The sequence below is a fragment of the Massilia sp. R2A-15 genome, from assembly GCF_030704305.1.
GTDB lineage: Bacteria > Pseudomonadota > Gammaproteobacteria > Burkholderiales > Burkholderiaceae_D > JAFCUW01.
This window is the reverse complement of sequence record NZ_CP131935.1, coordinates 2,576,036-2,591,402: the sequence shown is the minus strand read 5'-3', so window position 1 is coordinate 2,591,402 and position 15,367 is coordinate 2,576,036. Positions and strand designations below refer to the sequence as shown.

At 65.4% G+C, this 15,367-nt stretch carries 16 protein-coding genes; 5 read left to right on the top strand and 11 right to left on the bottom strand.

What is annotated here, in order from left to right:
* Positions 1-27 precede the first annotated feature (27 nt).
* Both Q4S45_RS11920 and ompR read right to left on the bottom strand, forming a co-directional pair.
* On the bottom strand, positions 28-1,398 hold the full coding sequence (locus tag Q4S45_RS11920; RefSeq protein WP_305504410.1) for a sensor histidine kinase: 1,371 nt from the start codon (positions 1,396-1,398) through the stop codon (positions 28-30).
* Complete coding sequence (gene ompR / locus Q4S45_RS11915; RefSeq protein ID WP_305504407.1) at positions 1,398-2,162, bottom strand: two-component system response regulator OmpR; 765 nt, start codon at positions 2,160-2,162, stop codon at positions 1,398-1,400. Before ompR ends, Q4S45_RS11920 begins: the two co-directional genes overlap by 1 nt.
* Before the next feature lie 196 nt (positions 2,163-2,358).
* On the opposite strand from ompR, the gene Q4S45_RS11910 reads away from it, so the two are divergent.
* From Q4S45_RS11910 to Q4S45_RS11895, 4 genes are all read left to right on the top strand, one after another.
* Positions 2,359-2,784: a hypothetical protein gene (locus Q4S45_RS11910; protein WP_374046032.1), complete on the top strand. Its 426-nt coding sequence runs from the start codon at positions 2,359-2,361 to the stop codon at positions 2,782-2,784.
* A gap of 213 nt (positions 2,785-2,997) precedes the next feature.
* Positions 2,998-4,890, top strand: coding sequence for a flagellar assembly protein A (locus tag Q4S45_RS11905; protein WP_305504405.1), 1,893 nt, complete (start codon positions 2,998-3,000; stop codon positions 4,888-4,890).
* 74 nt (positions 4,891-4,964) lie between these two features.
* Positions 4,965-5,801, top strand: a complete 837-nt coding sequence (locus tag Q4S45_RS11900) for a lysozyme inhibitor LprI family protein (RefSeq protein WP_305504403.1) — start codon at positions 4,965-4,967, stop codon at positions 5,799-5,801.
* Between the two features lie 49 nt (positions 5,802-5,850).
* Positions 5,851-6,270, top strand: a complete 420-nt coding sequence (locus Q4S45_RS11895) for a DUF4019 domain-containing protein (protein WP_305504401.1) — start codon at positions 5,851-5,853, stop codon at positions 6,268-6,270.
* A 20-nt stretch (positions 6,271-6,290) separates the two neighbouring features.
* Here the strand turns inward: Q4S45_RS11895 and Q4S45_RS11890 are convergent, their stop codons facing one another.
* The 3 genes from Q4S45_RS11890 to Q4S45_RS11880 are packed head-to-tail and all read right to left on the bottom strand — an operon-like array spanning position 6,291 to position 8,373.
* Positions 6,291-6,899, bottom strand: a complete 609-nt coding sequence (locus Q4S45_RS11890; protein WP_305504399.1) for a bifunctional 2-polyprenyl-6-hydroxyphenol methylase/3-demethylubiquinol 3-O-methyltransferase UbiG — start codon at positions 6,897-6,899, stop codon at positions 6,291-6,293.
* Between the two features lie 14 nt (positions 6,900-6,913).
* Positions 6,914-7,318 carry an alternative ribosome rescue aminoacyl-tRNA hydrolase ArfB gene (arfB, locus tag Q4S45_RS11885; protein WP_305504397.1) on the bottom strand — a complete coding sequence of 135 codons (405 nt, stop codon included), beginning with the start codon at positions 7,316-7,318 and terminating at the stop codon, positions 6,914-6,916.
* On the bottom strand, positions 7,315-8,373 hold the full coding sequence (locus Q4S45_RS11880) for an HDOD domain-containing protein (protein WP_305504395.1): 1,059 nt from the start codon (positions 8,371-8,373) through the stop codon (positions 7,315-7,317). Before Q4S45_RS11880 ends, arfB begins: the two co-directional genes overlap by 4 nt.
* A gap of 187 nt (positions 8,374-8,560) precedes the next feature.
* On the opposite strand from Q4S45_RS11880, the gene Q4S45_RS11875 reads away from it, so the two are divergent.
* A complete protein-coding gene (locus Q4S45_RS11875) occupies positions 8,561-9,046 on the top strand; it encodes a chemotaxis protein CheW (RefSeq protein WP_305504393.1) in 486 nt (161 codons plus the stop codon).
* A 6-nt stretch (positions 9,047-9,052) separates the two neighbouring features.
* Here Q4S45_RS11875 and Q4S45_RS11870 read toward each other — a convergent pair whose 3' ends face one another.
* From Q4S45_RS11870 to Q4S45_RS11845, 6 genes are all read right to left on the bottom strand, one after another.
* Entirely contained in the window at positions 9,053-11,053 is a 2,001-nt protein-coding gene (locus tag Q4S45_RS11870) for an ATP-binding cassette domain-containing protein (RefSeq protein WP_305504391.1), read from the bottom strand.
* Positions 11,054-11,200: 147 nt separating this feature from the next.
* Entirely contained in the window at positions 11,201-12,088 is an 888-nt protein-coding gene (prmB, locus tag Q4S45_RS11865; protein ID WP_305504389.1) for a 50S ribosomal protein L3 N(5)-glutamine methyltransferase, read from the bottom strand.
* A 22-nt stretch (positions 12,089-12,110) separates the two neighbouring features.
* Positions 12,111-13,244: a succinyl-diaminopimelate desuccinylase gene (gene dapE, locus Q4S45_RS11860; protein WP_305504387.1), complete on the bottom strand. Its 1,134-nt coding sequence runs from the start codon at positions 13,242-13,244 to the stop codon at positions 12,111-12,113.
* The gene (locus tag Q4S45_RS11855) at positions 13,241-13,609 is read right to left on the bottom strand and encodes an ArsC family reductase (protein ID WP_305504385.1); all 369 of its coding nucleotides are present in this window, start codon (positions 13,607-13,609) and stop codon (positions 13,241-13,243) included. The genes dapE and Q4S45_RS11855 overlap by 4 nt, the downstream gene beginning before the upstream one ends.
* Positions 13,610-13,706: 97 nt before the next feature.
* Complete coding sequence (locus Q4S45_RS11850; protein WP_305504383.1) at positions 13,707-14,861, bottom strand: tetratricopeptide repeat protein; 1,155 nt, start codon at positions 14,859-14,861, stop codon at positions 13,707-13,709.
* Positions 14,858-15,247, bottom strand: coding sequence for a VOC family protein (locus Q4S45_RS11845; RefSeq protein WP_305504381.1), 390 nt, complete (start codon positions 15,245-15,247; stop codon positions 14,858-14,860). The genes Q4S45_RS11850 and Q4S45_RS11845 overlap by 4 nt, the downstream gene beginning before the upstream one ends.
* Positions 15,248-15,367: the final 120 nt, after the last annotated feature.

Genomic DNA, 15,367 nt, shown 5'->3' with positions numbered 1-15,367 from the left:
CTGGTCCCGCCGGCCCGACCCCATTTTTCACACCAGCGGCATCGCCAGTTCGATCTGCAGCCCGCCGCCTTCGCGGTTGCGCAGCGCCAGCGCGGCGTGGTGGCGGCCGGCGACGCGTTCGACGATCGCCAGCCCCAGCCCGGCGCCGTTGGCCTGGCCGCGCGCCGTGTCCATCCGCGTGAAGGGCTTGAGCAGCTGTTCGATCTGCTCGGCCGGCACGCCGCTGCCGTGGTCCTGCAACTGGATCACGGCGCGCTTGCCGTGATTGAGGAACCTGACGTGGCAGCCGATGTCGATCTCGGTGTAGTCGCTGCCCGGCGTGGCGCCGTAGCGCCGCGCATTTTCGACCAGGTTGTTGAAGACGCGCCGCAAATCGGTCTCGTTGCCCATCACGTGCACGTCCGGCTCGATATCGGTCGTCACGCGCATGCCGGGAATGCGTTCGGCCGCGCGCGCGACGTCGGCCAGCAGGGCGCTGATGTCGACCGGGACGAAGCTCGACGCCTCGGTCGGCTTGGCGTAATCGAGGAACTGGCCGATGATCGCGTCCATCTGGCCGATATCGGACTGCATGCCCTCGCGCGCCTCGGCCGACAGGTTGGCCATTTCGAGTTCGAGCTGCATGCGGGTGAGCGGGGTGCGCAGGTCGTGCGAAATGCCGGCCAGGATCAGCGCGCGGTCCGACTCGACCTGCTGCAGGTCGTCGACCATCTGGTTGAAGCTGCGGTTCGCCTCGATGATCTCCTGCGCGCCGCGCTCGGGCAGCGGCTCGGGGCGCTTGCCCTGGGCGATCGCGCGCGCGGCCGCAGTCAGGCGCGCCAGCGGCAGGTTGACCAGGCTCGATATCAGCGCCGCGCCCAGCAGCGAGAGCACGCCGACCAGGCCGGCCCAGCCGAGCCACTGCACGCCCGACAAGCCGGGCAGGCGTTCGCGCTCGAGCATCATCCAGTATTCGTCGCCGTCGATCTTGAAGCTGATCCAGAATCCGGGCGAGCCGTTGACGCGGCTCGAAAAGCGCGTGTCCTTGCCCAGCTTTTCCTTCACCAGCGCTTCGATCTCCGGCATCAGCGGGCTGTCCGGCGGCGGCTCGACGACGTCGGTGGCCACCAGCGGGAAGATGCGGATGCCCTCATTGCTGACCAGTTCGATCAGGAGCTCGACGCGCAGGTCCGGCGCCGAGTGGGTCAGGGCGGCGCGCGTGATGGTCACCACCGAGATCACCAGTTCGGCGGTCTGCTTGACCTGCGGGCCGCGCTGGACCACGCTGATCATGCCGATCCACGAGGCCATCGACACGGTCGTCAACAGGCCAAGCAGCAGGAAGGTGCGCCAGAACAGGCCGCTCTTGAACCAGCTCAGGCGCGGGGCGGTTTGCGGTGTGGCGTTGGGGACTACCACTAGCGCGGCTGGCCTTCAGGAATGAACACGTAGCCCAGGCCCCACACGGTCTGGATGTACAGCGGAGACGATGGATCGGGCTCGATCAGCTTGCGCAGGCGCGAAATCTGCACGTCCAGGCTGCGGTCGAACACTTCGTACTCGCGCCCGCGCGCCAGTTCCATCAGCTTCTCGCGCGACAGGGGCTGGCGCGCGTGGCGCGCGAACACCTTGAGCACCGAGAATTCGCCGGTCGTCAGCGGCACCGTCTCGCCGTTTTTCTTCAGCGTGCGCGTGCCCAGGTCCAGCACGAACTGGCCGAACTCGAAGGTCTGCGGGGTCTCGGACGGCGCGCCCGGGATCTCGTCGGGGCCCTTGCGGCGCAGCACCGCGCCGATGCGCGCGACCAGTTCGCGCGGGTTGAACGGCTTGGGCAGGTAGTCGTCGGCGCCCATCTCGAGGCCGACGATGCGGTCGACGTCCTCGCCTTTGGCGGTCAGCATGATGATCGGGGTCTGGTCGCCGGCGCCGCGCAGGCGGCGGCAGATCGACAGGCCGTCTTCGCCCGGGAGCATCAGGTCGAGCACCAGCAGGTCGTAGCGCTCGCGCAGCCAGAGCTTGTTCATCGCGGTCGCGCTCTCGGCGGTGACGACGGAAAACCCCTGTTCGGTGAGATAGCGGCGCAGCAGGTCGCGCAGGCGCACGTCGTCGTCCACTACCATAATCTTGGCGGAGTGGCCACCTGCGGCGGCCGGCGTTGTATTCGGTGTCGATTGTGTGGTCATGGCTCAGCCGGAATTGTCATATTGATGTCGCTATGGTAACGTGTTATCGCCGTGCAAACAGCGTTGCTTTCAAGTCATTACATACTGTTACAAACTTTACCCAATTCGCCTAACCCCCCGAATCGAATGGCCATACACTGGGGTCATAGCGGAACCTAGCTTATCTGTTTATACGGCATCGCGGAAGAGGAACACCATGAATAACGCGCTCATCGACATCCAGCAGGCAGCAAGTGCTCGTTTTTGCGGCAGGAAGGCGTTCGTCCGTGCGCTGGTGCTCGGCTGCGCCGTAAGTTTTGCCAGCGGCATGGCCTTTGCCGGCCAGGACCGTGACCGTGACCGTGACGCCCAGCGCAACGCGCCGCCGCCGGCCCAGCCGGTGCGCGAACAGCCGCGCCAGGAACACATTGCGCCGCCGCAACCGCAGCCGCGCCAGTTCGATTCGCGCCAGTTCGACTCGCGCATGTACGATGTGCGGGCCGAAGAGCAGCGCCGCCAGGCGCAGCAGCAGCAGGACCAGGGCGCCCGCCGCGGCCGCCTGACCCCGGACGAGCGGCGCGAACTGCGCCGCCAGATCAACGAGGCGGGCACCGACCTGTATCCGAACACGCCGCGCCGTTAAATCGACGGGGGCCGGTTCCGCCGGCCCCGCTTGGCCCTCCACATTCCCGCTTCGCCCTGGTTTTCTCTCCCACGCAACAATCTCACCAATTGTCAGCTTTTGCTTGTCAATTTATTTATTTACGCGCGGCATCGTGATAGGCTGTGAAATATTACCGTGGGCGAACTCAACTAGCCCATAGAGCAACTTTTGCACGATTGTTGGAGCGCTTCCTTGTCGACCAATTCCCCCGTTGCCAACCAACTCACAGCGCCGATCGGCGGCCTCGACGCGCTGGGGCTGGAACACTGCATCTTCCGGCGCCGCGACGGTGTGTACGCCGATCCGACCATGCTCGGCAAGACCTTCCTGACGGCGTTCGACCACATCCTGCAAGGGAATTTCTGCTTCACCGATATCGATTACGCGCTGGTCATCAAGGCGCTGTACGGCTGCGGCCCGGACCTGCCGCGCTCCGGCGCCGGCGAGGGGATGGTGCGCTTCGCCACCGACGTGGCGCCCTTCAGCGAAGCGCGGCGCGCCTTGTACAAGGCGGTGAAAATCAACGACGGCATGGCCGAATACTATTTCGAGCCGGTGTTCATGCGCGATCCGGACAACCCTGACGGCAACGGCATCCCCACCGCGCTCGATGTCGATGAATTCATCGCCGACATGTGGGGCAAGGGCATCCGCTTCGGCATCGACGTGGCCGCGGTGCGCGAGGCGATCGCGTCGGGCAAGGCCGAGCGCGTGACGATTGCGCGGCGGCTCGACCCCGCGCCCGGCGCCGACGCCCACATCATCGAAGTATCGGACGACATCCACCGCAGCGACGCGCCGCGCCAGCTGGCCAACGGCAAGCTGGACCTGATGTCGTTCCAGAACCGCTTCCCGCAGATTCGCCAGAATGTCAGGCTGCTCAAGAAGGTGCCACGGGTGGCGGGCGTGGTCGGCTTCGAGCTGTCCGGCATCCCGATCGAGCCGGCGACGCCGGCCGATATCGACCTGGCGCCGATGGCGGGCCTCGGCACCGAAGTCCAGCGCAACGCCGACGGCGAATTCCTGGTCTCGATCGTGCCGGGCTTCCTGTCGGTCGATCCGGCCACGAAGCAGATTTCGATCGGCGACAAGATCGTCAGCCGCGAAGGCGTTTCGACCCGCACCACGGGCAACTTGCAGCTGACCGGCGACTACGAGGAATTCGGCGAGGTGCAGGAAAAGCGCGTGCTCGAAGGTGAGGGCATCACCATCCACGCCGACGTGTTCGGCGAGGTCGTCTCGCGCGGCGGCACGGTGCAGTTGAACCGCAACCTGGTGGGCGGCAGCGCACGCAATGCGCGCGGCGACATCCGCATCAAGGGCATCGCGTCCGGCGCGGTGGTGCAGGCGTCCAGCGGCGAAGTGGTGATGAACCGGGCCGAGAATTGCGTCATCTCCGGCACGCGCGTCACGCTCGAGCATGCGGTCAACTGCGAGATCATCGCCGACGACGTCGAGATCGGCCAGGCCGAGGGATGTGCGATTGCGGCGCGGCGCATCGTCATCGGCAGCGTGGCGCCGCGCAAGCAAAGCGAGATGCTGCTGTACGTGCTGCGCCCTGACAGCGGCAAGATCGACGAGGTGCTCAGGCAGATAGCGATGCGCGTGGCCGAATTCGACGCGCTGGTGGCCAGGCACAAGGCGGAACTGGAGCGCATGACCAGCGAGCCTGAAGTGCGCAAGTACGTCATGCTGGCGGCGAAGATCCGCAAGCAGGAGCTGACCCTGACGCCGGAGCAGGAGCCCCAGTTCCAGAAGATGGCGCTGGCGGTCGGGCCGGCGTTGAAGGCGATCGCCAAGGTGTCGCTCGACGTGAAGGCGGCCGAAACCGAGCGCCAGGCCGGCGCGGCGCTGGTGGCGCAGTTGCAGCAGCAGCGCAGCGACAGCGAAGGCGTCGGCTCGGTCAGGGTGCGCATGGTCCAGGGCGACACGATCGTGCGCGTGATGGGCTTCAACCCAGACGGCAGCAGCACCTACGACATCGCGCCGAAGGACATCAAGACCAGGCTGCGTACCGCCGGCGCCGGGGGCGAGCGGATATTCGCCGGTAGCCAGGGAACGATCGACTGGACCAGCGAATCGTGACAAACCGCGCATTTTAAAGCCGGCCCGGATGGTAATCTAGGCTGTCAACCGGCGTGCGATCACTCGGAGAAAAAATGCGCAAGATGATTTCAGCATGGCGCCTGTTCATGGCGGCGTGCATCGGAACGCTCGTGGCCGGCGGCGCGGCGCACGCGGCGCCCGCGCCTTCGGGCAGTTGGGTACTGTCCTACGAAGGGAAGTCCACCAACAACTGGATATGGGACAAGCGCGCCAGGGGCCTGGTCGAATCCCGCCTGCCGGCGAAACTGTCGGCCGACGTGCTTGCGTCGCTAGGCGGCCCGCCGGATCCGGTGGAGGTAGCCGACCGGCGCTATGTCAGCGTGTCGGCATGCATGCCGCACTCTTGTCCCGACAAGGCGTTCTTCTGGTTCGATACGGTGACCGGGATTGGCCTGGGGGCTGCGTATCACCCGGACACATTGCTGATCGGCTCGAACGGCCTGGGCGCCGGCGACATTCCCGCGCCGGCGATGCGGGCATTGAGCGATTGGATCACCGATCAGAAACTGGCCGTCGCATCGGCAACCTTCATCGGCGCGTCCGGCGTGAGCGTCGAACTCGATGCCGCCAAATTCGCGCCGCGGGCCAGCTTCCAGCCGCCGCCTGACGGGCCGTCATTCGAGTGCGCGCGGGCTTCGACGGCGGTTGAAAAACGCATTTGCTCGGATCGCGAACTCGCCAGACTGGACTTGACGCTGGCCGACAAAGTGCGCGAGATCCGCCTTGGACAAGGCACGGCGCCCGACCGCCGGCAGTTTGTCGACCTGCAGCGCGCCTGGCTGAAAGAACGCGATGCGTCTTGCGCGGCAGCTGCGGAAATGTCGGCGTGCCTCGCGCGCAGCTATCGCGCGCAGTACGATCGCATCATGAACTGGATTCCCAAACACTGACCCGCCGACCCGCGTCGGCGACCGGTACCTGTCGTCATAAGGAGGCCATATGAAACTCTTGCCAGCATTATTTTTGTCCGCGCTCGTTGCCTTTTCAATGCAAGCGAAGGCGCAGGACGCCAGGGCGGTCGACGACGCGAAGGAGGCCGCGCGCGCCTGGCTCGCGCAGGTCGACCAGGGCAAATATGCCGAGAGCTGGGACAGCGCGGCGGCGGCGTCGCGGGAGAAGGTGAGCAGGTCCGCATGGGCGCAGTCGATCGGGTCGGTGCGAGGGGCGCAGGGGGCGGTGAAAGCGCGCGCGTCCGACACGGCGATCTTCACCAAATCGCTGCCCGGGGCGCCGGCGGGAGAGTATGTCGTCCTCCAGTACCGGACCGAGTTCGCCAATGCACCGGCAGCCATCGAGACGGTGATCCCGATGCGCGAGAAGGACGGGACGTGGAAGGTGTCCGGCTACTTCATCAAATAGGGAAACGATTCTTCCTTGGGCTAACCCAATTCGAACAAGCAGATCGACCACATCGTGCCGGCATGCAGCGAGACTGCCTGCTGGTCCAGGCTAATTTGAGAAAATCCGAGCGGCTTCAGGACAGAAGCAAGGAAGGCGGGAGAGTGATTCTGGAAAAAACGGCCGTCCTGGTCACGGTCGCCGTCGAGTAAATCAGCGCGCATCGAGGGCAACGAAACAAGCACTCTTCCATTTGGCTTGAGCACGCTGCGTATTGACTTGCACGCGTTCGGAACCTGCTCGCGCGGCACATGCATCATTACCGCGCTACACAATACACCATCGAATTGCCCGCCAAACGGTGCGCCGCTCAATGGCAGGGAACCAGGCTGCAACCGCGCCGCCAACTGCGGGTGGTTCTGCAGGGCGATGGTGCGCATCGAATCGTTAGGTTCAATTCCGTAGGCGTCAAACCCTCGTTTGCACAAGACCGCCAGATCCCGGCCGGAACCCGCACCGACATCCAATACCTTGGCGCCTGCCTTGAAAGCCTGTTCGAAGTACGTCGAGATGGCGCTCTGCGTCGCTTCTGCCTGAATCGCACCATGCTCGGCGTAGTGCCGGTAGAAGTCAGTCGTCGCCTGGTCCATACGGGGCACCCTGGTCAGCCGGCAAACCCGACTTTTCCGCGCAGCGCCTTGGTCTGGCCGCTGCGCGCCTTCGAATCGAGCCGCTTGCGCTGCGAGCTGCGCGTCGGCCTGGTCGCGCGCCGCGCGGCCGGCAGCACGGCCACGCTGTCGACCAGTTCCTGCAATCGGCGCAGCGCGTCAAGCTTGTTCTGCTCCAGGCTGCGCGACTGCTGCGCCTTCATCACCACCACGCCGTCCTGGGTAATGCGCTGGTCCGAACGCGCCAGCAGGCGCTCCTTGATGTAATCGGGCAGCGACGACGCGCCGATATCGAAGCGCAGGTGCACCGCGCAGGAGACCTTGTTGACGTTCTGCCCGCCAGGTCCTTGCGCGCGGATCGCGGAAAGCTCTACCTCGGCGGGATCGACCTGGGCGCTCACGGCGCGCTGCCGGCTTCCTGCGGGGCCGCTGCCGGATCGTCGATCGGCGCCAGCGCGCTGTAGGCTTCGGCCGCGTGCGGCGGCAGGCTGCCGAACAGCGCCGGGTCGTTGAACATGGCAAGGTTGTTCTCGACCAGGATGCGCACCTTGCCGAGATAATCGGTCAGCGTCAGCAGGCGTCCCAGCGGCGAGACCACGGCGCCTTTTTTCATGCCGCCCTGTTCGTCGATCGCGCGCGTGACGGTTTCCGGGAAGTGCCATTCGCGCCCGATGCCGCAGGTCAGCGCCCGCGTGTGGCGCACCAGCTCCGCGCAGAACAGCTCCGAGCCCAGGCGCCGATCCTCTTTCGCCACCTGGTCCATGATGCGCAGGGCGACGATCAGGCCGACGTTTTGCACCAGCCCGGCCAGGAAGGCCTCGAACGGATCGATGCCCATGGCCTCGGCCAGCTGGCGGTTGGCGACGGCGCAGCGCTCCGAATGGTCCCAGATGCGCGGCGCCAGGGTGCGCGTGAAATGGCCCGAATTCATGTCGATGATCGGGCGGAAGGCGACGCTGGTGATCAGGTGGCGCAGGCCTTCCTGGCCGATCAGCATGACCGCGTGCTCGACGCTGGTGATCTGGGTGCCGGTGCCGATCAGCGAGCTGTTGGCCAGCCGGATCACCGCCGCCACCAGCACCACGTCGCTGGAAATCGTGCGCGCCAGCTGGGCGCCGGAGAAGGTATCGCTGCGCAGGCTTTGCAGCAGCTGCGGCAGCATGCCCGGCATGCGCCGCACCAGCGCGGAGCCCGACTGCTTCGAGTTGACGATCGCGCCCAACGCTTCGAGCACCTGGGCCTCGACCTCAGTGACGTCGAATTCCGGCTCGCCCTCGATGCCGAACAGCCAGTGGTTGAACAGTCGATTGACGGTATCTTGCTGCTCGAACGAGACGGCCGACCGCGCGGCAGGCGCCAGCGGGGCCGGCGCGGGGGCGGGCGGCGCCGCTACGGGAACTGGCGGCGCTTCGGCCTGCTCCGGACGCGAAAACATTTGCTGCAACCACTGAAACATATTCTTCCTTTTATGCGCAATGTTATCCGGGGAACATCGCGCCCTCATTGTAAAGCCTTCCTGTCTCCTTGCAACCGATTAATGTCTGTAGGAAATATTGAGGGTACTCAACAGAGGCAATCGATTCCGGCTTTACGATAGGACTTCGTTGAAAGCCTCACCCCCGCGACAGACGAAAGGGAGCACCATGCACAGCATCGAAGCGAGCGCCATCCTGCCCGGCCACACCCGGTTCCTGAGTTTTCAGCTCGGCGGGCTCGAATACGGGCTCGATTTCAGCAAGGTCAAGGAGCTGCGCGTGCTCAAGTCGCTCGAGCGCTTCGCGTCGGACGGCGAAATCATCAGCGGGGTGGCGGTATCCCGCGGCGTCATCATGCCGATCGTGGACATGCGCGTGGCCATGACCGGGCGCCAGAGCGTGCCCGACCCGCTTACCGACGTGATCATCCTGCAGCTGTCGAACTGCGTCATGGGGATGGTGGTGGACGGCGTGACCGACGTGGTCTCGCTCGAGAACGCGCAGATCCGCGCGATCCCGGGCGCCGAAGGCCAGTGCGCGGTCGACTACCTGATCGGCCTTGGCGAATGCGAAGGGCGGCGCCTGATCCTGATCGACATCGACAAGCTGATGTCGATCAGGCGGGTGGACGAAGGCAGTCAGCAGGTCGCCTGAACGGCCTTACGCGGCGATCCCTTCGAGCTGCTCCTGCAGCTCCAGCCATTCCGCTTCGAGCTGCGCCAGGTCCTTGGTGAAGAAGGCCTGGTCGGCCAGCAGCAGCTTGAGCTTGGCCTTGTTGGCCGCATCGTAGGCGCCGGGCTCGCCCAGCTTGGCGTCCACTTCGGCCTTCTGGCCGTTGCGCTTGGCGATCTGCTCTTCCAAACGCTTGATCTTGTTCTCGATCGGCTTTTTCAGCGCGGCGACCTTCTGGCGCTGTTCCGCCTCCACCCGTTTCTGTTCCTTGCTGTTGACCGCAGGCGCGGCGGCCGGCGGCGCCACCGCGGAGTGCACCGGGAAGTCGGTCTTGTTGTCCTTGCCCGCCGCCGGCAGCACGCTGGTGCCTTTGCCCAGCTTGGTCTGGAACAGCCAGTCCTTGTAGTCGTCCAGGTCGCCGTCGAACGGCTGCAGCTTGCCGTCGGCGACGATGATGAACTGGTCGGTCGTCGCGCGCAGCAGGTGGCGGTCGTGGGACACCACCACCAGCGTGCCTTCGAACTGCGCCAGCGCCATCGTCAGCGCTTCGCGCGTTTCCAGGTCGAGGTGGTTGGTCGGCTCGTCGAGCAGCAGCAGGTTGGGGCGCTGCCACACGATCAGGGCCAGCGCCAAGCGCGCCTTCTCGCCGCCGGAGAACGGCCGGATCGGGCTGGTCACCATGGTGCCGGGGAAGTTGAAGCCGCCCAGGAAGTTGCGCAGTTCCTGCTCGCGCACGGTCGGCGCGATCTTCGCCAGGTGCCACAGCGGCGACTCGTCGTGGCGCAGCATCTCGACCTGGTGCTGGGCGAAGTAGCCGATCGACAGGCCCTTGCCGAGCGTCGCGTCGCCGGTCAGCGGTTCCAGCTCGCCGGCGATGGTCTTGATCAGGGTGGACTTGCCGGCGCCGTTCACGCCCAGAAGGCCAATGCGCTGGCCGATCTGCAGCGAGAACTTGATGTCGCGGACGATGGTCTTGTCGCCCACCTTGTCGCCGTGTTCGTCGAGGATGTGGTAGCCGGCGTTCACGTCTTCCATCACCAAGAGCGGGTTCGGCGCGGCCAGCGGCTCGCGGAACTCGAACGAGAATTCGGCCGCGGCGCGCAGCGGCGCCAGTTCCTCCATCTTGGCCAGCGCCTTCATCCGGCTCTGCGCCTGGCGCGCTTTTGAAGCCTGCGCCTTGAAGCGGTTCACGAACGATTCGAGGTGGGCCTTCTGGCGCATCTGCTTCTCGAGCGCGCTGGCGGCCAGGATCATCTGGGCCGCGCGCTGGCGCTCGAAGCCGGAGTAGTTGCCCGAATAGCGTTTGAGCTTGCGTTCGTCGATGTGCACGACGACGTTGACGATTTCGTCGAGGAAGTCGCGGTCGTGCGAGATGATGATCAGGGTGCCCGGATAGCGCTTGAGCCAGTCTTCCAGCCAGATGATCGCGTCGAGGTCCAGGTGGTTGGTCGGCTCGTCGAGCAGCAACAGGTCCGATGGGCACATCAGCGCCTGCGCCAGGTTCAGGCGCATGCGCCAGCCGCCCGAGAAGCTGACGATCGGCTGCTGCATCTGGTCGAGGGTGAAGCCCAGGCCGAGCAGCAGCTGTTCGCCGCGCGACTGCACGGTGTAGGCGTCGGCGTCGGCCAGCGCGCTGTAGATCTCGCCGATGGCGATGCCGTTTTCGTGGGTGTCCGGTTCGCTTTCCAGTCGCGCCAGCTCCGCTTCGAGGCGGCGCAGGTGGACGTCGCCGTCGATCGCGTAGTCGAGCGCGGAGCGTTCGAGTGGAGGAGTCTCCTGCGCCACGTAGGCCATGCGCCACTTGGCGGGGAAGTCGATCTCGCCCTGGTCGGCGTGGATTTCGCCGCGCAGCATGCCGAACAGGCTCGATTTGCCGGCGCCGTTGGCCCCGATCAGGCCGATCTTGTCGCCGGGGTTCAGGGTCAGGTCGACGCTCTCGAGCAGCGGCTTGGTGCCGCGCATCAGGCTAACGTTTATGAAGCGGATCATGCTGGTCTTTTCTCAATGTTGGTGTGCGGCTGCGGTAGCGCCGTATGGGTTCCTGCCTACGCAGGAACGACAGCTTATAGAGTGTCGTTCCTGGGCTCGGCGCCCCCCTTGGCAGGAACCCATGCTGACTTCGCGCTACTGCGAAATTTACTTCTTCAGCTGGTCGGCGGTGAGCATGAACACCATGTCGTCGCCGGCGCTGGTGGTCAGCCAGGTCAGGCCGAGGTGGCCGAAGGCGGCTTCGGCGTACTCGCGCTCATTGCCGATTTCGACCATCAGGATACCTTCCGGCGTCAGGTAGTCGGCCGCGCCTTCGACGATCTTGCGCACGAGGTCCATGCCGTCGGCGCCGCCGGCCAGCGCGATCTGCGGCTCGTGCAGGTATTCCTGCGGCAGCTTGCCCATCGAATCCGAGTTGACGTACGGCGGATTGGTGACGATCAGGTCGTATTTCTTGAATGGCACGTTGGCGTACAGGTCTGACTGGATCGGATTGACCCGGCCTTCGAGCTTGTACTCGCGGATATTGTGTTCGGCCACCGCCAGCGCGTCCGGCGAGATATCGACCGCATCGACCACGCTGTTCGGGAAGGCGTCGGCCATCATGATCGCCAGGCAGCCGGAACCCGTGCACAGTTCGAGGATGTTCTCGACCGCGAAGGCGTCTTCGACCCACGGGCTGAACGAATTGGGAATCAGCTCGGCGATGAACGAGCGCGGCACGATCACGCGCTCGTCGACGTAGAACGCGTACGTGCCCAGCCAGCCCTCGTTGGTGATGTAGGCCGCCGGCACGCGCTCGGTGGCGCGCCGCTCGATGACCGCCAGCACCTGCAGCACTTCGTCGGGCAGCAGCTTCGCGTCCAGGAAGGGATCGAGCTTGTCGAGCGGGAGCTTGAGCGTGTGCAGGATCAGGTAGGCCGCTTCGTCGAGCGCCTCGGCGCTGCCATGGCCGAAGAACAGCTTTTCGGTATTGAAGCGGGTGACGGCATAGCGCAGCAGGTCGCGCGGGGTGGTGAACTGGGTCGTGGTCATGGCGAATTCTCGGTTGGGCGCGTTACGCCAGCAGGTTTTCCAGGGTGCGGCGGTAGATATTCTTCAGCGGATCGATGAAGCGCACCTCGATATGCTCGTCGATCTTGTGGATGCTGGCATTCGGAGGGCCGAATTCTATCACTTGCGGGCAGATTTTCGCGATGAAGCGGCCGTCCGAGGTCCCGCCGGTGGTGGACAGTTCGGTGTGCACGCCGGTCTCGGCGTGAATCGCGGCCGACACGGCGTCCGACAATGTGCCGCGCGGGGTCAGGAAGGGCTGGCCGGACAGCGTCCATGTCAGCTCGTAGTCCAGGTTGTGGCGGTCGAGGATCGCGTGCACCCGCGCTTCCAGTCCGTCGGCCGTGCTGGCGGTGGAAAAGCGGAAGTTGAAATCGATCGTCAGCGCGCCGGGAATGACGTTGTTGGCGCCGGCGCCGGCATGGATGTTCGACATCTGCCACGAGGTGGGCAGGTAGTATTCATTGCCATCGTCCCAGCGTTCGGCGACCAGTTCGGCCAGCGCCGGCGCGGCCTGGTGGATCGGGTTGCGCGCCAGCTGCGGGTAGGCGATGTGGCCCTGGACGCCCTTGACGACCAGGCGGCCCGAGAGCGATCCTCGCCGGCCGTTCTTGATCATGTCGCCCAGGACGTGGGCCGACGTCGGCTCGCCCACCAGGCAGTAGTCGATCCGCACGCCGCGCTCCGCCAGCTGCTTGCAGACGACGACGGTGCCGTCGGTAGCCGGGCCTTCCTCGTCGCTGGTGACGAGAAAAGCGATCGAGCCCTTGTGATTCGGATGCGCGCGAACGAACTCTTCGCAGGCGACGACCATGGCCGCGATCGAGGTCTTCATGTCGGCGGCGCCTCGGCCATACAGCTTGCCGTCGCGGCGGGTCGGCACGAACGGCTGCGAGGCCCACTGGTCGACCGGGCCGGCGGGGACCACGTCCGTGTGGCCGGCGAGCACGAACAGCGGCGCCGCCGTGCCCTTGCGCGCCCACAGGTTGGTCACGCCGTTCGAGACGATGGTTTCGCACTCGAAGCCGAGCGGGGAAAGCAGGGCGGCCAGGCGCTGCTGGCAGCCCCGGTCGTCGGGCGTGACGGAGGAGAGCGCGATCAGCTCTTCGGACAGCGCCAGGGTGCGCGATGGCGTCATTGCGGCGCAGGGCAGCCGAACAGCTGGCGGTAGGCGTCGTCGGAAAAGCCCACGTGCAGCGGACCGGCGCCGGCCAGCACCGGGCGCTTGATGACGGACGGCGCTTCGAGCATCAGCTCCAGCGCGCCGGCCTTGTCGACCACGGCGGCGCGGCGCTCGTCGGACAGCTTGCGCCAGGTGGTGCCCTTGCGGTTGACCAGCACTTCCCAGTCCAGCTGCTCCAGCCAGGCGGCGACGGTGGCGCGCTCGAGGCCCTGCTTCTTGAAGTCGTGGAAGTCGAACTCGTGGCCGTTATCGGCCAGCCAGGTGCGGGCTTTCTTGACCGTGTCGCAATTGGGAATGCCGTAAAGGGTTGTCTTTTTCATGGTCGCACGCTCACGCCGCGCCGGAATGGGCGACTTGTCGATAATTCTGGGGAACCCGAGAGGATAGCACAGCCCGCGTCCGCCCGATCGGCCCCCATCAATGCGGCAGCTGCGCGCGCAAGTGCTCGAGCTTGGCCGAATACAGCGTTCGCGTGTCGCTCGTGGTGCTGTTTTCAACAGCCAGTGCGATATGTTCGCGGGCGCGCGCCGTGTCGCCCAGGCGCAGGCTGGCGACGCCAAGCCAAAAGTGAAATTCGTCGTAGTAGGGCGCGCGCCTGACTTCGCGCGCGAACAGCGCCTGGGCCGCCTTGTAGTCGTGGCGCGCCATCGCGCTCATGCCCTGGTTGAAGAAGTGGAAGGGCGGGTAGGGCTCGATGCTGGCCGCGCGCTTGAGCATCTGCTGCGACTCGTCCGTCTTGCCCATCTGCGCCAGCAGCGGCGCCAGGTTGCGCATGACGACGACGTTTTCCGGCTCGCGCTGCAGCGCCGTGCGATAGGCGCGTTCGGCCATCTGCCAGTCGCCGTGGCGCTGGTAGACGACGGCCAGCGTGTTGTAGGCGGAAATGAAGGCGGGGTTTTGGGTCACCGCCGCGCGCGCCCACCAGTAAGCGTTGTCGAGCTGGTCCTGCACCATCGCCTCGATCGCCCGGTTGTTCATGTACATTGCGGCGATGGCGTTCTGGTCCAGCGGACGGGTGTCGAGCGCCGCCGCGGTTTCGGAGGGCAGGAAATCGACCGTCAGCGAACGTTCCGGCCCGACCGAAATGGTGCTCGAGGGCCGCGCCGCGAGCGTGAGGTTGACGTGATTGCTGGCGAGGTAGAGGCCGCCGTTGCGGCGCCACGTGTCGCCCACCAGCACACTCTGGAAATTGACTTTCAGGCCAAGCTCGTTCGCGAACGCGGCGGTCATGATCACCAGCGACAGGCAGTTACCGGCGCGCGCTTCGAATGTTTCGGCGGCGTTGCGCGTCTTCGCCGAGTCGTATTCGATTTTCAGTTCGCCCTTTTGGTAGAGCGCGTCGACCAGTCCCTGCTCGGCCCCCTTGTTGCGGATTTCGGCGTGGAAGGCGGCGCTTGCCAGGTAGGCGCGCATCGCGGGCGTCATTGTAAACAGGTCGGCGGCGCCGACATGATCGCCCGGCTTGCCGAACGTGGCGTCGCTGAACATGTCGGAAGGCGCAGGCGGCGTGGGCGGAGCACTGGCGCAGCCGGCCAGCAGCGCGGCCAGCAGGAGGGCGGCGAGCGGCTTCATGACGGCTTGCGAGCGTAGCTGACGGTCAGCATTTCCCACAGATGCCCGTCGGGTTCGTTCCAGTACACCATATCGCCCCCGTATTCCTGGTTGCTTTTCATGTCCACGGGCCCGGAGACCCGGCTGCGATACGCGATCCCGGCGCCCTGCAGGCGCGCCAGGATGGCGTCGAATTGCGCCTGGCTGACGCGGAAACAATAGTGCGCGACCGGATAGGGTTCGCTGGTCTGCTGGAAGTCGAGGGTGAGGCCGTCGTTGAGGTAGACCGGGGAGAAGCCGCCCAGGGTGGATTTTTCCCAGGGCACGCCGAGCAGTTCGGCCAGCCGCCGGGCGGATTCGACCTGGTTTTTGCAAGGCACTATGAAGTGATCGAGTTCGATGCTCATCGCAAACTCCGCTGCGCAAACACACAGGCCTAGCGTAGCACATTCTGTTAGGTATCCAACATTCGGCGCGCGCCGCCGAAAGTATCATGAAGTCTATTTTGTTCAGGACAAAAACGACAG